Origin of the sequence: Streptomyces sp. NBC_00358 (assembly GCF_036099295.1) — a bacterium.
Taxonomy (GTDB): Bacteria; Actinomycetota; Actinomycetes; order Streptomycetales; family Streptomycetaceae; genus Streptomyces.
In genome coordinates this window covers 2319379-2337941 of sequence record NZ_CP107976.1, presented here as the reverse complement: position 1 = coordinate 2337941, position 18563 = coordinate 2319379, and the positions used below count along the sequence as shown (strand labels likewise).

The following is an 18563-nucleotide window of genomic DNA, read 5'->3' as shown; positions in this document are numbered from 1 at the left end:
TTCGCAGTTGCCCCTGTCCCGCCGTGGCTCCGTCGGTCTCCCGGCACGCCGCGAGACCAGCCAACCGAGCTTCCGAGAAGGTGTCGAGATGTCCCAGCAGCAAGCCGAGCCGGCTCTCTCCACGGGCGCCGACGGCGTGCCCGCGCACATCGCCGCGTACAACGACACGGCGGTGGACCTCCCCGCCGGCCCGCTGCACGAGCTGTTCACCGCGCAGGCGGCCCGCACGCCCGACGCGGTCGCCCTGGTGAGCGGGGAGCGCGAGCTCACCTACCGGGAGCTGGACGGGGCGTCCGACGCCCTGGCGCACCGGCTGATCGCGGCGGGCGCCGGCCCCGGTGACGCGGTCGGCCTCCTCTTCGACCGCTCCCTCGCCTACGTCGTGACGGTGCTCGCCGTACTGAAGAGCGGCGGTGTGTACGTGCCGCTGGACCCGCGCCAGCGTGCCGAGCGGCAGACCTGGATCCTCGGCAACACCGACGCCGTGCTGCTGGTCACCGACCGCCCGGCGGACGGGACGACCGCGTTCGCCGCGGACCTGCCCGTGCTGCGGGTGAGCGACGAGAGCGTGACGGCGTACGACCCGGCACCCGCGCCGAGCGTCGCGGTCCACCCCGACCAGGCGCTGTACGTCATGTTCACCTCCGGCTCCACCGGCACCCCGAAGGGTGTCGTCAACACCCACCGCAACGTGGTGGAACTGGCCCTGGACCCCGGTTTCGGAGCCGCCGCCCACGAGCGGGTCCTCGCCTACTCGCCGCTCGCCTTCGACTCCTCGACGTACGAACTGTGGGTGCCGCTGCTGCGCGGCGGCCTGGCCGTGATCCTCTCCTCCCCGAAGATCGACATCGGTGAGCTGGGCGAGGCGATCACCCGCCACGACGCCACGGCCGCCTACTTCACCACCGCGCTCTTCGACGCGATGGCCGGCGAGGCGATCGGGGCCCTGGCCCGGCTGCGGGAGATCTGGACGGGCGGCGACGTCCTGTCCGCGACGGCCCTGACGCGGGTCCTCGACCACTGCCCCGACACCACGGTCGTGCACGTCTACGGCCCCACCGAGGCCACCGTCTTCTGCAGCTACCAGGCCTTCACCCCCGAGCTGCGCTCGCTGGAGCGGCTGCACCTGGGTATCCCGATGGCCAACACCGCCATGTACGTCCTGGACGCCGGCCTGCGCCACACGGCCTCCGGCGAGACCGGCGAGCTCTACGTCGCCGGGCCCCACCTGGCGCAGGGCTACAGCCACCGCCCCGGCATCACCGCCGAGCGGTTCACCGCCGACCCGTACGGCCCGCCCGGCACCCGGATGTACCGCACCGGTGACCTCGCCGCCTGGAACGAGCACGGCGAGATCGTCTTCCTGGGCCGCGCCGACCAGCAGATCAAGCTGCGCGGCAACCGCATCGAGCCCGGCGAGATCGAGAAGGTCCTCACCGGCCACCCGTCCGTGAACCAGGCCGCGGTGATCGTCCGTGAGGACCGGCCCGGTGACAAGCGCCTCGTCGCCTACGTCGTCCCGGCCGTCGAGGGCGTCGTCGACACCGCCGAACTGCGGCGGTACGCCGGCCAGGAGCTCGTGGAGTACATGGTCCCGTCGGCCGTCGTCCCGCTCGGCGCGCTGCCGCTGACACCCAACGGCAAGCTGGACCGGCGTGCGCTGCCCGCGCCCCGGGCCGGTGCCGCCGCGAGCGGCCGGACCCCGCGCAACGGTGTCGAAGAGGTGCTGTGCGGCCTCTTCGCGCACGCCCTGGGCCTGCCCTCGATCGGCATCGACGACGACTTCTTCGCCGTCGGTGGCCACTCCCTGCTCGCCACCCGCCTGGTCAGCCGGGTCCGCACCACGCTCGAAGTCCAGCTGACCCTGCGGGAGTTCTTCAAATACCCGACGGTGGCCCTGCTCGCCGGGTACATCGCCACAGGCGGCGGCGAGTCCGGGCGGCCCGAACTGACGGCGGCCGAGGAACGGCCCCAGCCGCTTCCGCTGTCGGCGGCCCAGCAGCGACTGTGGTTCCTGGACCAGCTGGAGGGCCCGTCGGCGACGTACAACATCCCCCTGGCCGTGCGGGTGCGCGGCGAACTCGACCTCCGCGCCCTCCATGCGGCGTTCACCGACGTGGTGGGCCGCCACGAGAGCCTGCGCACGGTCTTCGGGACGGAGGGCGGCCGGACCTTTCAGCGGGTGCTGCCGGCGGACGCGGTGCGCGTCGAGCTGCCGGTCACGCCCGCGAGCGACACGGAGCTGGCGGACCTGCTGGCCGCCGAGTCCGCGCGCGCCTTCGACCTGGCCGGCGAACTCCCGCTGAGGGCAAGCTTGTTCAGCATCGGTGACACCGGGCGCGAGCACGTGCTCCTCGTGGTGATGCACCACATCGTCTCCGACGGCTGGTCGTACCAGCCGCTGATGCGCGACCTGAGCACCGCCTACGTCACCCGCTCGCGGGGACAGCGTCCGGCATGGGAGCCGCTGCCGGTGCAGTACGCGGACTACACGCTGTGGCAGCAGCGGCTCCTCGAAGGCTGCGAGGAGGACCAACTCGGCTTTTGGAGCTCGGCGTTGGCGGATCTGCCCGAGGAGGTCACGCTCCCGGCCGTCCGGCCACGCCCGGTGGTCGCCTCCTACCGCGGCGCGACCCACACCGTGCACTGCCCGCCCGAGGTCCACGCGTCGCTGGGCGCGCTGGCCCGCGAGTCCGGCGCCTCGGTGTTCATGGTCGCGCAGGCGGCCGTGTCGACCCTGCTGTCCCGCTCGGGCGCCGGCCAGGACATCCCGCTCGGCTCACCGATCGCGGGCCGCACCGACCAGAAGCTCGACGACCTCGTCGGCTTCTTCGTCAACACCCTGGTCCTGCGCACCGATCTGAGCGGCAACCCCAGCTTCCGGGAGCTGCTGACCCGCGTCCGGGAGACCGACCTGGCCGCCTGGGCGCACCAGGACCTGCCCTTCGACCGCCTGGTCGAGATCCTCAACCCGGACCGGTCGGCGGCCCGACACCCGTTGTTCCAGGTCATGCTCACCCTCACCGACGCGGCCACCCCGACCCTGACCGCCGAAGGCCTCGACACCCAGGCCGAGTTCACCTGGCTGAAGGCCGCCAAGTTCGACCTGACGTTCTCCTTCGCGGAGCACCGGGGGGCGGACGGGGAGCCCGGCGGCCTGGACATCACCGTCGAGTACGCGACCGACCTGTACGACACGGGCACGATCGAGGCGACCGGCGCACGGCTCGTCCGCCTGCTGGACGCGGCGGCGCGGACGCCCGATCTGCCGGTGGGGGAACTGGAGTTGCTGTCCTCGGGCGAGCGGTCGCTGCTGCTGGAGTCGTGGGCCGGGTCTGTCACCGGGGGTGCGGACGCGGGGCTGGGGGAGTTGTTCGCGGCGCAGGTCGCGCGTACTCCGGACGCGGTGGCGGTCGTTCACGGGAGTGAGGAGTTGTCGTTCCGTGAGCTGGACGGGCGGGCGAACCGGCTGGCTCACCGGTTGATCGCGGAGGGGGTCGGTGTGGGCAGCCGGGTCGCTCTCTTCCAGGAGCGGTCGGTGGACGCGGTCGTCGCCACGCTCGCGGTCGTCAAGGCGGGCGGTGTGTACGTCCCGCTCGACACCCGCTACCCCGTGGACCGCATCCAGCTCGTCGTCGCCCAGTCGAGCATCGGCTTCCTCCTCACGGACACCGACATCTCCGGTCTCCAACTTCCTGCAGGCACCCGGCTGTTCCACGTCGGCGACCTGGACGGCGGAGGCGCGGACGCGGGCGATCCGGGGGTGCGGGTGCATCCGGACCAGCCGGTGTACGCCATGTTCACGTCGGGGTCGACGGGTGTTCCGAAGGGGGTGGCGGTCACTCATCGCAATGTGGCCGACCTGGCGCATCAGCGGATGTACGCGGGCGGCAACCACTCCCGTGTCCTGTTCCATTCGCCGATGGCTTTCGATGCCTCGACCTATGAGATGTGGGTTCCGTGGCTGACGGGTGGGGCGTTGGTGGTCGCGCCTGCGGGGCATCTCGACACGGCGGCGTATCAGCGGCTCATCGCGGATCATGCGATCACGGGTCTGTGGCTGACCGCCGGTCTGTTCCGTCTCATCGCGGAGGAGGCCCCGGGGGTCTTCGCGGGGGTGCGGGAGGTCTGGGCGGGCGGTGACGTCGTGCCGCCGGAGGCTGTCCGGCGGGTGATGGACCACAACCCGGGGATCACCGTCGTCAACGGCTACGGTCCCACCGAGACCACCACCTTCGCGGCGACCCACCACATCCGGCGCCCCTTCGACCGCACCGGCCCCGTCCCGATCGGCGAGGCCCTCGACAACCACCGCCTCCACGTCCTCGACGAGCACCTCCGCCTGGTCGCCCCCGGCACCCCCGGCGAGCTCTACATCGCCGGCGCGGGCCTCGCCCAGGGCTACCTGGACCGCCCCTCGCTCACCGCGGACCGCTTCGTGGCGGACCCGTACGGTCCGGCCGGAAGTCGGATGTACCGTTCCGGCGACCTGGTCCGCTGGAACCGGGAGGGTTCGCTGGAGTACCTGGGCCGGGCCGACGAGCAGGTGAAGCTGCGCGGCTTCCGGATCGAACTCGGCGAGATCGAGAGCGTGCTGGCGGCCCACGAGGCCGTCGGCCAGGCCGTCGTCGCGGTCCGCGAGGACCGCCCCGGCGACAAACGCCTCGTCGCCTACGTCGTGCCCGCGGGCGAAGCCGGTCTGGACGTGAACGACCTGCGGCGGCAGACCGCGGCCGTCCTGCCCGAGTACATGGTCCCGTCGGCCTTCGTGCCGATGGACGCGATCCCGCTGACCGGCAACGGCAAGGTGGACCGCAAGTCCCTGCCCGCACCGCAGTCGACCGGCGAGGCCGCCTCCGGACGCGCGCCCCGCACACCCGCCGAGGAGGTGCTGTGCGGGCTGTTCGCCGAGATCCTCGGGCTGGCGGACGTCGCCATCGACGACCACTTCTTCCACCTCGGCGGGCACTCCCTGCTCGCCACCCGGCTCATCAGCCGCATCCGCCAGGCCTTCGGCACGCAGATCACCGTGAAGGACCTGTTCCAGGGCCCGACTCCGGCCGCGCTGGCCGAGTTCGTGGAGCAGCGGGGCGGGGACGACGTACGGCGGCCCGTACTGCGGGAGCGGGTGCGGCCGGAGCGGGTGCCGCTGTCGTTCGGGCAGCGCAGGCTGTGGTTCCTGGACCAGTTGGAGGGGCCTTCGGCGACGTACAACATCCCGCTGGCCCTGCGGCTCACCGGAGCCGTGGACACCGAGGCGCTGCGGCTCGCGCTCACCGACACCGTCGTACGCCACGAGAGTCTGCGGACGCTGTTCTCGGTGACGGACGGCGAGGCCGGGCAACTGGTGCTGCCGGCCGGTGAGATCCGCCTGGACCTCCCGGTCACCCCCGCCGACGAGCACACCCTGGACGCGCTGCTCGGCGAGGAGGCGGCCCGCGCCTTCGACCTGGCCGCCGAACTCCCCGTCCGGGCCTGCCTGTTCGGCACCGGGCCACAGGATCACGTGCTGCTCGTGGTCATGCACCACATCGTCTCCGACGGCTGGTCCACCGCCCCCTTCCTGCGCGATGTGGCCACCGCCTACACCGCCCGGATCGCGGACCGGGCACCCGAGTGGGAGCAACTCCCGGTCCAGTACGCCGACTACACCCTCTGGCAGGAGGAGCTGCTGGCGACGGACGGCGAACGGCAGGCGGAGTTCTGGCGGCACACGCTGGGCGAGCTGCCCGAGGAGGCGACCCTCCCCGCCGACCGGCCGCGTCCGGCGACCGCGAGCTTCCGGGGCCGCACGCACGGCGTGCAGTGCCCGCCCGCGCTGCACGAGGCGCTGACCCGGCTGGCCCGGGAGACCGGGACGACCCTGTTCATGGTGGCGCAGGCCGCCGTGGCGACCGCGCTGGCCCGCTCCGGCGCCGGTACGGACATCCCGATCGGGGCGCCGATCGCGGGCCGCACCGACCAGCGCCTCGACGACATGGTGGGCTTCTTCGTCAACAGCCTGGTGCTGCGCACCGATGTCGACGGTGACCCCTCCTTCCGCGAGCTCCTCGACCGGGTCCGGGAGACCGACCTGGCGGCCTGGGCCCACCAGGACCTGCCCTTCGACCGGTTGGTCGAGATCCTCAACCCCGAGCGCAGCACCGCCCGGCACCCGCTCTTCCAGGTGGCCCTCACCCTCCAGGACGCGGCCAAGCCGGTCCTCGAACTCCCGGGTGTGCACACGGAGTCGGGCTTCACCCCGCTGGAGATCGCCAAGTTCGACCTGACCTTCTCCTTCCACGAGCACCGCACCGCCGACGGCCGGCCCGACGGCCTCGACCTGGCCATCGAGTACGCGACGGACCTGTATGACGCCAGGACCGTCGAGGGGCTCGCGGATCGTCTCGTACGACTGCTGGAAGCGGCCGTCGCCACGCCGGAACTGCCGGTCGGGGAGCTGGAGTTCACCGGCCCCGAGGAGCGGGAGCGGCTGCTGGAGCTGGGCGCGGGTCCGGTCACCGACGGCGCCTTCCCGGACGCGGGCCTCGCGGAGCTGTTCGCCGCACAGGTGGCCCGTACGCCGGACGCGGTCGCCGTGGCGTCCGAGGAGCGCTCGTTCACCTACGCCGAACTCGACGCCGAGTCCGACCGGTTCGCACAGCGGATCATCGGCCTCGGCGTCGGCCCCGAATCCGTCGTCGCCCTGATGATGGAGCGCTCGGCCGACCTCCTGGTCGCCATGCTCGCGGTCGTGAAGGCGGGCGGCGCCTACGCGCCCCTCAACCCGGCCGACCCGGACACCCGCCACACCCAGATCCTCGACGAACTCGACGCGCCGGTCCTGATCACCGACCGGGCGCTGGCCGACCATCCGCTGGTCACCCGGGCACAGGCCCGGGACCTCGTCGTCGAGGCCAAGGACCTGGACGGCCGCCCCGCGACGAGGCCCACCGCCCCCACCCACCCCGACCAGTGGCTGTACGTCATGTTCACCTCGGGCTCGACCGGCGTCCCGAAGGGCGTCGCCGTCACCCACCGCAACGTGGCCGACCTGGCCCGCCAGCGGATGTACGCGGGCGGCGGCCACCAGCGCGTCCTCTTCCACTCCCCGCACACCTTCGACGCCTCCACCTACGAGATCTGGGTGCCGTGGCTGACCGGCGGCACGGTCGTCGTGGCGCCCCGGGGCCACCTGGAGACCGGCACTCTGAGCGAACTGATCGCCGGCCACTCGATCACGAGTCTGTGGCTGACGGCGGGGCTGTTCCGGGTGATGGCCGAGGAAGCGCCGGAGGCCTTCGCGGGACTCCGGGAGGTGTGGGCCGGCGGTGACGTCGTCCCGCCCGAGGCGGTGCGGCGGATCCATGAGCACTGCCCGGACACGACCGTCGTCAACGGCTACGGCCCGACCGAGACCACCACCTTCGCCGCCACCCACCGCATCCGCCGCCCCTTCGACCACCCCGGCACCGTCCCGATCGGCGAGGCCCTCGACAACCACCGGCTCTACGTCCTCGACCCCGCGCTCCGGCTCGTTCCGGCCGGTGCGCCCGGTGAGCTGTACATCGCCGGGGCCGGTCTGGCGCGCGGCTATGTGGGCCGTCCGTCGCTGACCGCCGAACGGTTCGTCGCCGACCCGTACGCCGACGAGCCGGGCACCCGGATGTACCGAACCGGGGACCTGGTGCGGTGGAACCACGAGGGCTCGCTGGAGTACCTCGGACGGGCCGACCAGCAGATCAAGCTGCGCGGCTTCCGCATCGAACTCGGTGAGATCGAGACCGCGTTGACGGGTCATGGAAGTGTCGTCCAGGCCACCGTGATCGTCCGCGAGGACCGGCCCGGGGACAAGCGGCTCGTCGCCTACCTGGTGGCCGCCGAGGGCGGCGTGGACCTGAACGACCTGCGCCGGCACGCCACTTCGGCCCTCCCCGAGTACATGGTCCCGTCGGCCTTCGTGCTCCTCGACGCCCTCCCACTGACCGCCAACGGCAAGATCGACCGGCGCGCGCTGCCCACCCCGCAGGTCACCCACGACGTCACCGGACGCGCCCCGCGCACCCCCCAGGAAGAGGTCCTGTGCGGCCTGTTCGCGGCGGTCCTCGGACTGCCGTCGGCCACCATCGACGACCACTTCTTCCACCGGGGCGGGCACTCGCTGCTCGCCACCCGCCTGATCAGCCGCATCCGCCAGGCCTTCGGCGTCCAGCTCGGCGTCCGGGACCTGTTCCGGTACCCGACCGTGGTCGCCCTGTCCGAGCGGGTCACGGAGGGCAGTGGCGAACTTCCCCGGGCCGCGCTGACCCGCGCGAAGGAGCGCCCCGAGCGCGTGCCGCTGTCCTCCGCCCAGCAACGGCTCTGGTTCCTGGACCAGATGGAGGGCCCGTCGGCGACGTACAACATCCCGATGGCCCTGCGCCTCACCGGCGCGGTGGACGTCGAGGCCCTGCGGCAGGCACTCACCGACCTCGTCACCCGCCACGAGAGCCTGCGCACCGTCTACCCCACCCACGAGGGCAAGGCCTACCAGTCGGTGCGGGCCCCCGAGCCGGTCGGACTGCCCGTCGTCCCGGTCACGCAAGACACACTCGCCGCCCGCCTGGCCGGACTCGCGGCCACCCCCTTCGACCTGGCCTCCGGCATCCCGCTCCGCGCCCACCTGCTGGCCCTCGGCGACCGGGAGCACGTCCTGCTCCTGGTGATCCACCACATCGCGTCCGACGGCTGGTCCAACGCACCCCTCTTCCGCGACCTGGCCGCCGCCTACGCGGCCCGCGCCGAGGGCCAGACCCCGGAGTGGGAGCCGCTGCCCGTCCAGTACGCCGACTACGCGCTGTGGCAGCAGCAGCTGATGGAGCAGGACGAGGAACGCCAACTCGGCTTCTGGCGGGAGACGTTGGCGGACCTGCCGGACGAGGCCACCCTCCCGGCCGACCGGCCCCGCCCGGCGACCGCCTCCAACCGGGGCAGCACGCACGTCGTGCACGGGAACGCCGGACTCCACCAGGAGCTCACCGCGCTGGCCCAGGACACGGGCACGACCCTGTTCATGGTCGCGCAGGCGGCCGTGTCGACCCTGCTGTCCCGCTCGGGCGCCGGGTACGACATCCCGCTCGGCTCCCCGGTCGCCGGCCGCACGGACCAGCAGCTCGACGACCTCGTCGGCTTCTTCGTCAACACCCTGGTCCTGCGCACCGACCTGAGCGGCGCCCCGAGCTTCCGCGACCTGCTGCACCGCGTCCGGGAGACGGACCTGGCCGCCTGGAACCACCAGGACCTGCCCTTCGACCGCCTGGTCGAGATCCTCAACCCCGAGCGCACACCCAACCGGCACCCCCTGTTCCAGGTCATGCTCACCCTGGGCGACACGGCGGCTGACGCGCCCGAACTGCCCGGCCTGGAAACGGCGTACGAGTTCTCGAAGGTGGAGATCGCCAAGTTCGACCTCACCTTCGGCTTCGCGGAGCGCCGGGGAGAGGACGGCGAGCCCGGCGGTCTGGACATCATCGTCGAGTACGCGACCGACCTGTTCGACGCGAGCACAGTCGAGGGCGTCGCGGACCGCTTCGTACGACTGCTGGAAGCGGTCGTGGCCTCACCTGAACTGCCCGTCGAATCACTGGAGTTGCTCTCCGAAGGTGAGCGGTCGCTGCTGCTGCGGCAGCGGGCGGGCGCGGTCACCGGGGGTGCCGACGCGGGGCTGGGGGAGTTGTTCGCGGCGCAGGTCGCGCGTACTCCGGACGCGGTGGCGGTCGTCCATGGGGGCGAGGAGTTGTCGTTCCGGGAGCTGGACGGGCGGGCGAACCGGCTGGCTCACCGGCTGATCGCGGAGGGGGTGGGCGTCGGCAGTCGGGTCGCTCTCTTCCAGGAGCGGTCGGTGGACGCGGTCGTCGCCACGCTCGCGGTCGTGAAGGCGGGCGGTGTGTACGTGCCGCTCGACACCCGCTACCCGATGGAGCGCGTCCAGCTCATCGTCGAGCAGTCCGACGTCTCGTTCTTCGTCACCGACCGGGATCCCGGGGAGGTGCGGCTGCCCGCGGGAGCCAAGGTCGTCCCGGGCGCGGCCCCGGACCAGGGCGACGCGGGTGATCCGGGGGTGCGGGTGCATCCGGACCAGCCGGTGTACGCCATGTTCACGTCGGGCTCGACGGGTGTTCCGAAGGGGGTGGCGGTCACCCATCGCAATGTGGCCGACCTGGCGCATCAGCGGATGTACGCGGGCGGCAACCACTCCCGTGTCCTGTTCCATTCGCCGATGGCCTTCGATGCCTCCACCTATGAGATGTGGGTCCCGTGGCTGACGGGCGGGGCGCTGGTGGTCGCGCCTGCGGGGCATCTCGACACCGCGGCGTATCAGCGGCTCATCGCGGAGCACGCGATCACGGGTCTGTGGCTGACCGCCGGTCTGTTCCGTCTCATCGCCGAGGAGGCCCCGGGGGTCCTCGCGGGGGTGCGGGAGGTCTGGGCCGGCGGTGACGTCGTGCCGCCGGAGGCCGTGCGGAGGGTGATGGACCACAACCCGGGGATCACCGTCGTCAACGGCTACGGTCCCACCGAGACCACCACCTTCGCGGCGACCCACCACGTCAAGAGGCCCTTCGGTCACACCGGGGCCATCCCGATCGGTGAGGCACTGGACAACCACCGCCTCCACGTCCTCGACCCCGGCCTCCGGCTCGCCCCACCCGGCACCCCCGGCGAGCTCTACATCGCCGGCGCGGGCCTCGCCCAGGGCTACCTGGACCGCCCCTCGCTCACCGCGGACCGCTTCGTGGCGGACCCGTACGGTCCTGCCGGAAGCCGGATGTACCGCACCGGTGACCTGGTCCGCTGGAACCGGGAGGGTTCGCTGGAGTACCTGGGCCGGGCCGACGAGCAGGTGAAGCTGCGCGGCTTCCGGATCGAACTCGGCGAGATCGAGAGCGTGCTGGCGGCCCACGAGGCCGTCGGCCAGGCCGTCGTCGCGGTCCGCGAGGACCGCCCCGGAGACAAACGCCTCGTCGCCTACCTCACCGCGCAGGACGGGGCAGGTGTCGACGTCGAGGACGTGAAGCGGCGCACGGCCGGACTGCTGCCCGAGTACATGGTGCCGTCGGTGCTGATGGTGCTGGACACGATCCCGCTGACCGGCAACGGCAAGGTGGACCGCAAGTCCCTGCCCGCACCGCAGTCGACCGGCGAGGCCGCCTCCGGACGCGCACCGCGCACACCCAGGGAAGAAGTCCTCTGCGGGCTCTTCGCCGAGATCCTCGGACTGCCCGCCGTCACCATCGACGACCACTTCTTCCACCTCGGCGGGCACTCCCTGCTCGCCACCCGGCTGGTCGGCCGTATCCGCACCGTGCTGGAGGTCGAGGTGTCCGTGGCGACCCTCTTCGAAAACCCGATCGTGGCAACGCTCGTCGAGAAGCTCGACGGCGCCGTGGCCGCCAGGCCCAAACTGCGGCCGATGCGCCGGATGGGAGCAACAAAGTGATCCCCTTGTCCTTCGCCCAGCAGCGTCTGTGGTTCATCGCACAGATGGAGGGCCCTTCGACGACGTACAACATTCCGCTGGCCGTCCGGCTGTCCGGCGAACTCGACCACGATGCCCTCCGGTCGGCCGTCGTCGACGTGATCGGCCGGCACGAGAGCCTGCGGACGCTCTTCCCGGACCAGGACGGCACGCCGTACCAGCACATCCTGGCCGAGGAGGAGGTGGAGTTCGACCTGCCGGTGGTCCCGGCCACCGGTGAGACCCTGGCGGCCGTCCTCGCCGATCAGTCCGCGCAGGTCTTCCACCTCGCGGTGGACCTGCCGGTGCGGGCGCGACTGATCGCGCTCGGCGAGCGGGAGCACGTACTGCTGGTGGTGATGCACCACATCGTCTCCGACGGCGGTTCGACCGCCCCGCTGCTCGCCGACCTGGCCGCCGCCTACGGGGCGCGCACCCAGGGCCAGGTGCCCGACTGGGAGCCGCTGCCCGTCCAGTACGCCGACTACACGCTGTGGCAGCAGGAGCTGCTCGGCGAGGCGGACGACCCGGAGAGTGCCGGCTCCAGGCAACTCGCCTTCTGGCAGGAGGCGTTGGCCGACCTGCCCGAAGAGGCCACGCTCCCCGCCGACCGTCCCCGGCCGGCCACCGCCTCGTACCACGGCGCCACCTGCACCGACCACCTGCCGGCCGACCCGCACACCGCGTTGACGCACCTGGCGCGGGAGTCGGGGGCCACCCTGTTCATGGCGCTGCAGGCGGCGGTCGCGACCGTGCTGTCCCGGTCCGGCGCCGGCCTCGACATCCCGGTCGGCTCGCCGGTCTCCGGACGCATCGACGAGGCCCTGGACGGCCTGGTCGGATTCTTCGTCAACACCCTCGTCCTGCGGACCGACCTGAGCGGCGACCCGAGCTTCCGGGACCTGCTCGGCCGGGTCCGGGGGACCGACCTGGCCGCGTGGAACCACCAGGACCTGCCCTTCGACCGGCTGGTGGAGGTCCTCAACCCCGAGCGGTCCGCGTCCCGGCACCCCCTGTTCCAGGTGATGCTGACCCTCGGCGAGGCCGGTTCGGACGCGGTCGGCTTCCCCGGCCTGGACGCCCGGACCGAGTACAGCGAGCTGCAGATCGCCAAGTTCGACCTGACCTTCGGGTTCGCCGAGCACCGCACCCGCGACGGGCGGCCCAACGGCCTGGACATCACCATCGAGTACGCCACCGACCTGTACGACGCCCGTACGATCGACGCCCTCATGGCGCGGCTGCGGCGGCTCCTGGAGTCGGTGCTCACCTCGCCGGACACGCCGCTGTCCGTCCTGGACCTGCTCGGCGAGCACGAGCGCCGGCAGCTCCTCGACGAGTGGGCGGGCGCGGTCACCGGCGCCCCGGACGCGAGCCTGGCCGAGTTGTTCTCGGCACAGGCCGTCCGCACCCCGGACGCGGTCGCGATGGTCGACGAGTACCAGGACTTCACCTACGGCGAACTGGACGAGCTCACCAACCGGCTCGCCCACCATCTGATCAACCTCGGCATCCGGCGCGGTGACGTGGTCGCCGTCCTGATGGAACGCTCGGCCGGGCTGCTCACCGCGCTGCTGGCGGTGGTGAAGGCGGGGGCGGTGTACGCCCCGCTGAACACCACCGACCCGGACACCCGGCTGGTCCAGATCCTCGCCGACACCGCGGCGCCCGTACTGCTCACCGACGAGGCGCTGGCCGACCACCCGGTGGCCGCCGCGACCACCGCCCGCCTCGTCGTCCTCGACGACTCCACGGTCCCGGAGGGCCTGCCGGTCACCGCGCCGGTGTCCGGCGTCCACCCGGACGAGCCGGTGTACGCCATGTTCACCTCGGGCTCGACCGGCGTCCCGAAGGGCGTGGCCGTCACCCACCGCAACGTCGCCGACCTGGCCGCGCAGAGCAGGTACGCGGGCGGTGCCCACCGCCGGGTGCTGTTCCACTCGCCGGCCGCGTTCGACGCGTCGACGTACGAGATATGGGTCCCCTGGCTCAACGGCGGCACCCTCGTCGTCGCTCCCCCCGGACACCTCGACCCGGCGGGCTACGGCCGGCTGATCGACACCCACGGGATCACGAGCGTGTGGCTGACCGCGGGCCTGTTCCGGGTGATGGCCGAGGAGGCGCCGGAGGCCTTCGCCGGGGTCCGGGAGGTGTGGTCGGGCGGTGACGTCGTCCCGCCCGAGGCGGTGCGGCGGATCCATGAGTACTGCCCGGACACGACCGTCGTCAACGGCTACGGCCCGACCGAGACCACCACCTTCGCCGCCACCCACCGCATCCGCCGCCCCTTCGACTACCCCGGCACCGTCCCGATCGGCGAGGCCCTCGACAACCACCGGCTCTACGTCCTCGACCCCGCCCTGCGCCTGGTGCCGCCCGGTACCCCGGGTGAGCTGTACATCGCGGGCGCGGGTCTGGCACAGGGCTACCTCAACCGGCCGTCGCTCACCGCGGAACGCTTCGTCGCCGACCCGTTCCCCGGTACGGCCGGCGGGCGGATGTACCGGACCGGGGACCTGGTCCGCTGGAGCCACGAGGGCTCGCTGGAGTACCTGGGCCGGGCCGACCAGCAGGTCAAGCTGCGCGGATTCCGGATCGAACCGGGCGAGATCGAGAGCGCGTTGACCGCCCACGCGGCCGTCGCCCAGGCCACCGTGATCGTCCGCGAGGACCGCCCCGGCGACAAGCGCCTCGTCGCCTACCTGGTCGCGGCGCAGGACGTACGGCCGGACGTCGAGGAGGTGCAGCGGGAGATCTCGTCCACGCTGCCGGAGTACATGGTCCCGTCGGCGTTCGTCGTCCTCGACGCGCTGCCGCTGACGACCAACGGCAAGATCGACCGGCGTGCGCTGCCCGCGCCCCGGCAGAGCACGGACAGCGCCGGCCGGGCAGCCCGTACACCCGCCGAGGAGGTGCTGTGCGGCCTGTTCGCGGCCGTCCTCGGGCTGCCGTCGGCCACCGTCGACGACCACTTCTTCCACCGCGGCGGTCACTCCCTGCTCGCCACCCGGCTCATCAGCCGCATCCGGGCCGTGTGGGACGCCGACATCACCATCCGGGACCTGTTCCAGTACCCGACGGTCGCCCTGCTCGCCGAGCGGCTCACCGCGGCGTCCGGCGACACGCGGCGGCCGGCGCTCACGCCGCAGGACCGGCCGGAGCGGGTGCCGTTGTCCTCGGCCCAGCAACGGCTCTGGTTCCTCGACCAGTTGGAGGGCCCGTCGGCGACGTACAACATCCCGATGGCCCTGCGGCTGACCGGCTCGCTGGACGCCGAGGCCCTGCGCCAGGCCCTCGGCGACCTGGTCGCCCGCCACGAGAGCCTGCGCACGCTCTACCCCGTCCACGAGAACAAGCCGTACCAGCACATCCTGCCGGGCGGTCCGGTGGAGCTGTCGTGCGTCGCCGCCGCCGAGGAGGACCTGGCCGGCCTGCTCGGCGCGGAGGCCTCCCGCACCTTCAACCTCGCCGGTGAACTCCCCTTCCGGGCCCGCCTGTTCAAGCTGGGCGGGCAGGCGCACGTGCTGTCGCTGGTGATCCACCACATCGCGTCCGACGGCTGGTCGAACGCACCACTCTTCCGCGACCTGGCCGCCGCCTACGAGGCCCGCACCGGGGGACAGGCCCCGGAGTGGGAGCCGCTGCCCGTCCAGTACGCCGACTACGCGCTGTGGCAGCAGAAGGTCATGGAGGAGGAAGAGGAGCGCCAACTGGAGCACTGGCGCCGCGCGTTGGCCGAGCTGCCGGAGGAGGCCACGCTCCCCGCGGACCGGGCCCGTCCGGCGAGCCCCTCCAACCGGGGGACCACGCACACCGTGCACGGCGACGCCGGACTCCACCAGAAGCTGACCGCGCTGGCCCAGGACACCGGCGCGACCGTGTTCATGGTCGCCCAGGCCGCCGTGGCCACCCTGCTGTCCCGCTCCGGGGCCGGCCAGGACATCCCGCTCGGCTCGCCCGTCGCGGGCCGCACCGACCAGAAGCTCGACGACCTCGTCGGCTTCTTCGTCAACACCCTGGTCCTGCGCACCGACCTGAGCGGCAACCCGGGCTTCCGGGAGCTGCTGACCCGCGTCCGGGAGAGCGACCTCGCCGCCTGGGCGCACCAGGACCTGCCCTTCGACCGGCTCGTCGAGATCCTCAACCCCGAGCGGACCACGGCCCGCCACCCCCTCTTCCAGGTCATGCTCACCGTCGGCGACACCTCCACCGAGGCGCCCCGACTGGGCGATCTGGAGGGCGAGTTCGCCTTCCCGTCGGCCTCCGTGGCGAAGTTCGACCTGACCTTCGCGTTCGCCGAGCACCGGGGTGCGGACGGCGAGCCCGGCGGACTGGACATCACCGTCGAGTACGCCACCGACCTGTACGACGCGAGGACGATCGAGGCCGCCGCCGACCGTCTCGTACGACTGCTCCAGGCGGCCGTGACGGACCCCGAACTGCCCCTCTCCGAGCTCGGCCTGCTGTCCGAGGGCGAGCGGGAGCGGGTGCTGGACTGGAGCGGTGTGCCGACGCGGGCGCCGGTCCTCGGGCTCGACGGGCTCTTCGCCGGGCAGGCGGCCCGCACCCCGGACTCCCTGGCGCTGGTCTTCGAGGAGCAGCGGCTGACGTACGCCGAACTCGACGTGTGGTCCAACCGGCTGGCCCGGCACCTGACCACCCGCGGAGTCACCCCGGGCAGCCTCGTCGCCCTGCACCTGGAGCGCTCGCCGCATCTGATCGCCACGATCCTCGCGGTACTGAAGGCGGGCGCCGGATACACCGTGCTGGACCCGCAGTTCCCCGCCGACCGGCTCACCACCGTGCTGGGGCAGACGCGGCCGTCCGCCCTGGTCACCCAGACCCATCTGACCGCGCTGCCGACCGCGGCGCCCCTGGTCGACCTGACCGTGGACGCGGCCGTGATCAGCGCCCTGTCCGGGACGCCCGTGGAGACCGGCGGGCACCCGGAGGCCACCGCGTGCGTCATGTTCACCTCGGGCTCGACCGGGGTGCCTAAGGGCGTGGCGGCCTCGCACCGGGCCCTCGCGGCCACCTTCATCGGGCCGGACTACCTCCACTTCGGTCCTGAGCAGACGTATCTGCAGAGCTCGCCGGTGTCCTGGGACGCGTTCGCGCTGGAGGTGTTCGGGCCGCTGCTGCACGGCGGTGTCTGCGTACTGCAGCCCGGCCAGCCCACCGACCCGCACCAGATCGCGGAGCTGGTGGAGCGGCACGGCGTCACCACCCTGCAGATGTCGGCGAGCCTGTTCAACCACATGCTCGACGAGCACCCGGCCGTGTTCTCCCGGGTCCGGGAGGCCATGACGGCCGGTGAGGCGGCCTCGCCCGCGCACACCGCCAAGGCCCTGGCCGACCATCCCCACCTGCACCTCGTCAACGGCTACGGCCCGGCGGAGAGCATGGGCTTCACCACCGCCCACACCATCACCGCGTCCGCGCCCGCCATCCCCATCGGCCGGCCCATCGCGGGCAAGCACTCCTACGTCCTCGACGAGAACCTGCGGCTGCTGCCGCCGGGCGTGCCCGGGGAGCTGTACGTCGCCGGGCACGGGCTCGCGCACGGCTACATCGGGCAGCCGGTGCTGAGCGCCGAGCGGTTCGTCGCGAACCCGTACGGGGCGCCCGGCTCGCGGATGTACCGCACCGGGGACCTGGCCCGCTGGAGCCAGGAGGGGGCGCTGGAGTACCTGGGCCGCGCCGACCAGCAGATCAAGCTGCGCGGGTTCCGCATCGAGCCCGGCGAGATCGAGTCGGCGCTGCTGAGGCACCCGTCGGTCGCGCAGTGCGCGGTGATGATCCGCGAGGACCGGCCGGGCGACAAGCGGCTGGTGGCGTACGTGGTGGCCGCCGAAGCCCCGGTGGACCTCTCCGAGCTGCGCCGGCACGCGGCCGCCGCGCTGCCCGAGTACATGGTGCCCGCCGCGATCGTCGCCCTGGACTCCCTGCCGCTCACCGTGAACGGCAAGCTGGACCGGCGCGCCCTGCCCGAGCCGCCGCGGGCCGAGGCCACCGGGGGGCGCTCCCCGCGGACCCCCGCCGAGGAGATCCTGTGCGGCCTGTACGCGGCCGTGCTCGGGGTGCCGTCCGTCACCATCGACGACCACTTCTTCCACCTCGGCGGACACTCCCTGCTCGCCACCCGGCTCATCGGCCGGATCCGGGCGGTCTGGGACACCCCGGTCACCATCCGGGACCTGTTCCAGTACCCGACCCCGGCCCTGCTGGCCGAGCACATCGCCGAGAACGCCGGCGGGAACCCGCTGGAGACACTGCTGCCGATCCGGGCCGCCTCCGGCGAACCGCCGCTGTTCTGCGTGCACCCGGTCTCCGGGATGAGCTGGTGCTATGCCGGACTGCTGCGGCACCTCGACGAACGGCCGCTGATCGGCCTGCAGGCAAGGGAGTTGACCGATCCGGCACTGCGGCCGGGCAGCATGGCGGAGATGGCCGACACCTACGTGGCCGAGATCCGCTCCGTCCAGCCGCACGGGCCGTACCACCTGATGGGCTGGTCCTTCGGCGGACTGGTGGCACACGCGATCGCCGCCCGCCTGGAGGAGCTCGGCGAGGAGGTGGCCCTGCTCGGCCTGCTGGACGCCTATCCGCTGCCCGAGGGCTTCACCGCCCCCGTCGTGGACGGGCGCGAGGTGCTCACCGCCTTCCTCGGCACCCGTGGCGCCCGACTCGACGCGGCCTGCGCCGACTCGGCGCCCGATCCCGCCGAACTCGCCGAGCTGCTGCGGCGCGAGGACCCGATCCTCGGAGCCCTGGACCCGGTGCAGGCCGCCGCGGTCGTCGAGGCGACGGCGGCGCACCTGGAGATGCGGTACCGGTACGTGCCCGAGCGGCGGTTCGGCGGCAACGCGGTGTTCTTCAACGCCTCGCGGACGCCGGCCGCGCAGAGCGGCGCCGGCTCCTGGGCACCGTACGTTCTCGGCCGGATCGAGGAGTACGACGTGGACTGCGAGCACTGGGAGATGACCGGCGCCGAACCGCTGCGGGAGATCGGCAAGGTGCTGGGCGAGCAGTTGCGCGGAGTGCGCCAGTAGAACGGGAACCGGATGCCCGGGCCTGCCGACACGGC

2 protein-coding genes are annotated in these 18563 nt (G+C 72.5%); both read left to right on the top strand.

Annotation, left to right across the window (positions count from 1 at the left end; genetic code table 11):
• Nucleotides 1-88 precede the first annotated feature (88 nt).
• The gene (locus tag OHT01_RS09700; RefSeq protein ID WP_328552724.1) at nt 89-11458 is read left to right on the top strand and encodes a non-ribosomal peptide synthetase; all 11370 of its coding nucleotides are present in this window, start codon (nt 89-91) and stop codon (nt 11456-11458) included.
• Nucleotides 11455-18528, top strand: a complete 7074-nt coding sequence (locus OHT01_RS09695; protein WP_328552723.1) for a non-ribosomal peptide synthetase — start codon at nt 11455-11457, stop codon at nt 18526-18528. The genes OHT01_RS09700 and OHT01_RS09695 overlap by 4 nt, the downstream gene beginning before the upstream one ends.
• Nucleotides 18529-18563 lie beyond the last annotated feature (35 nt).

Excerpts from the sequence above, each read along its gene's own strand:
- OHT01_RS09700 (WP_328552724.1), top strand. The coding sequence starts at position 89 with ATGTCCCAGCAGCAAGCCGAGCCGGCTCTCTCCACGGGCGCCGACGGC.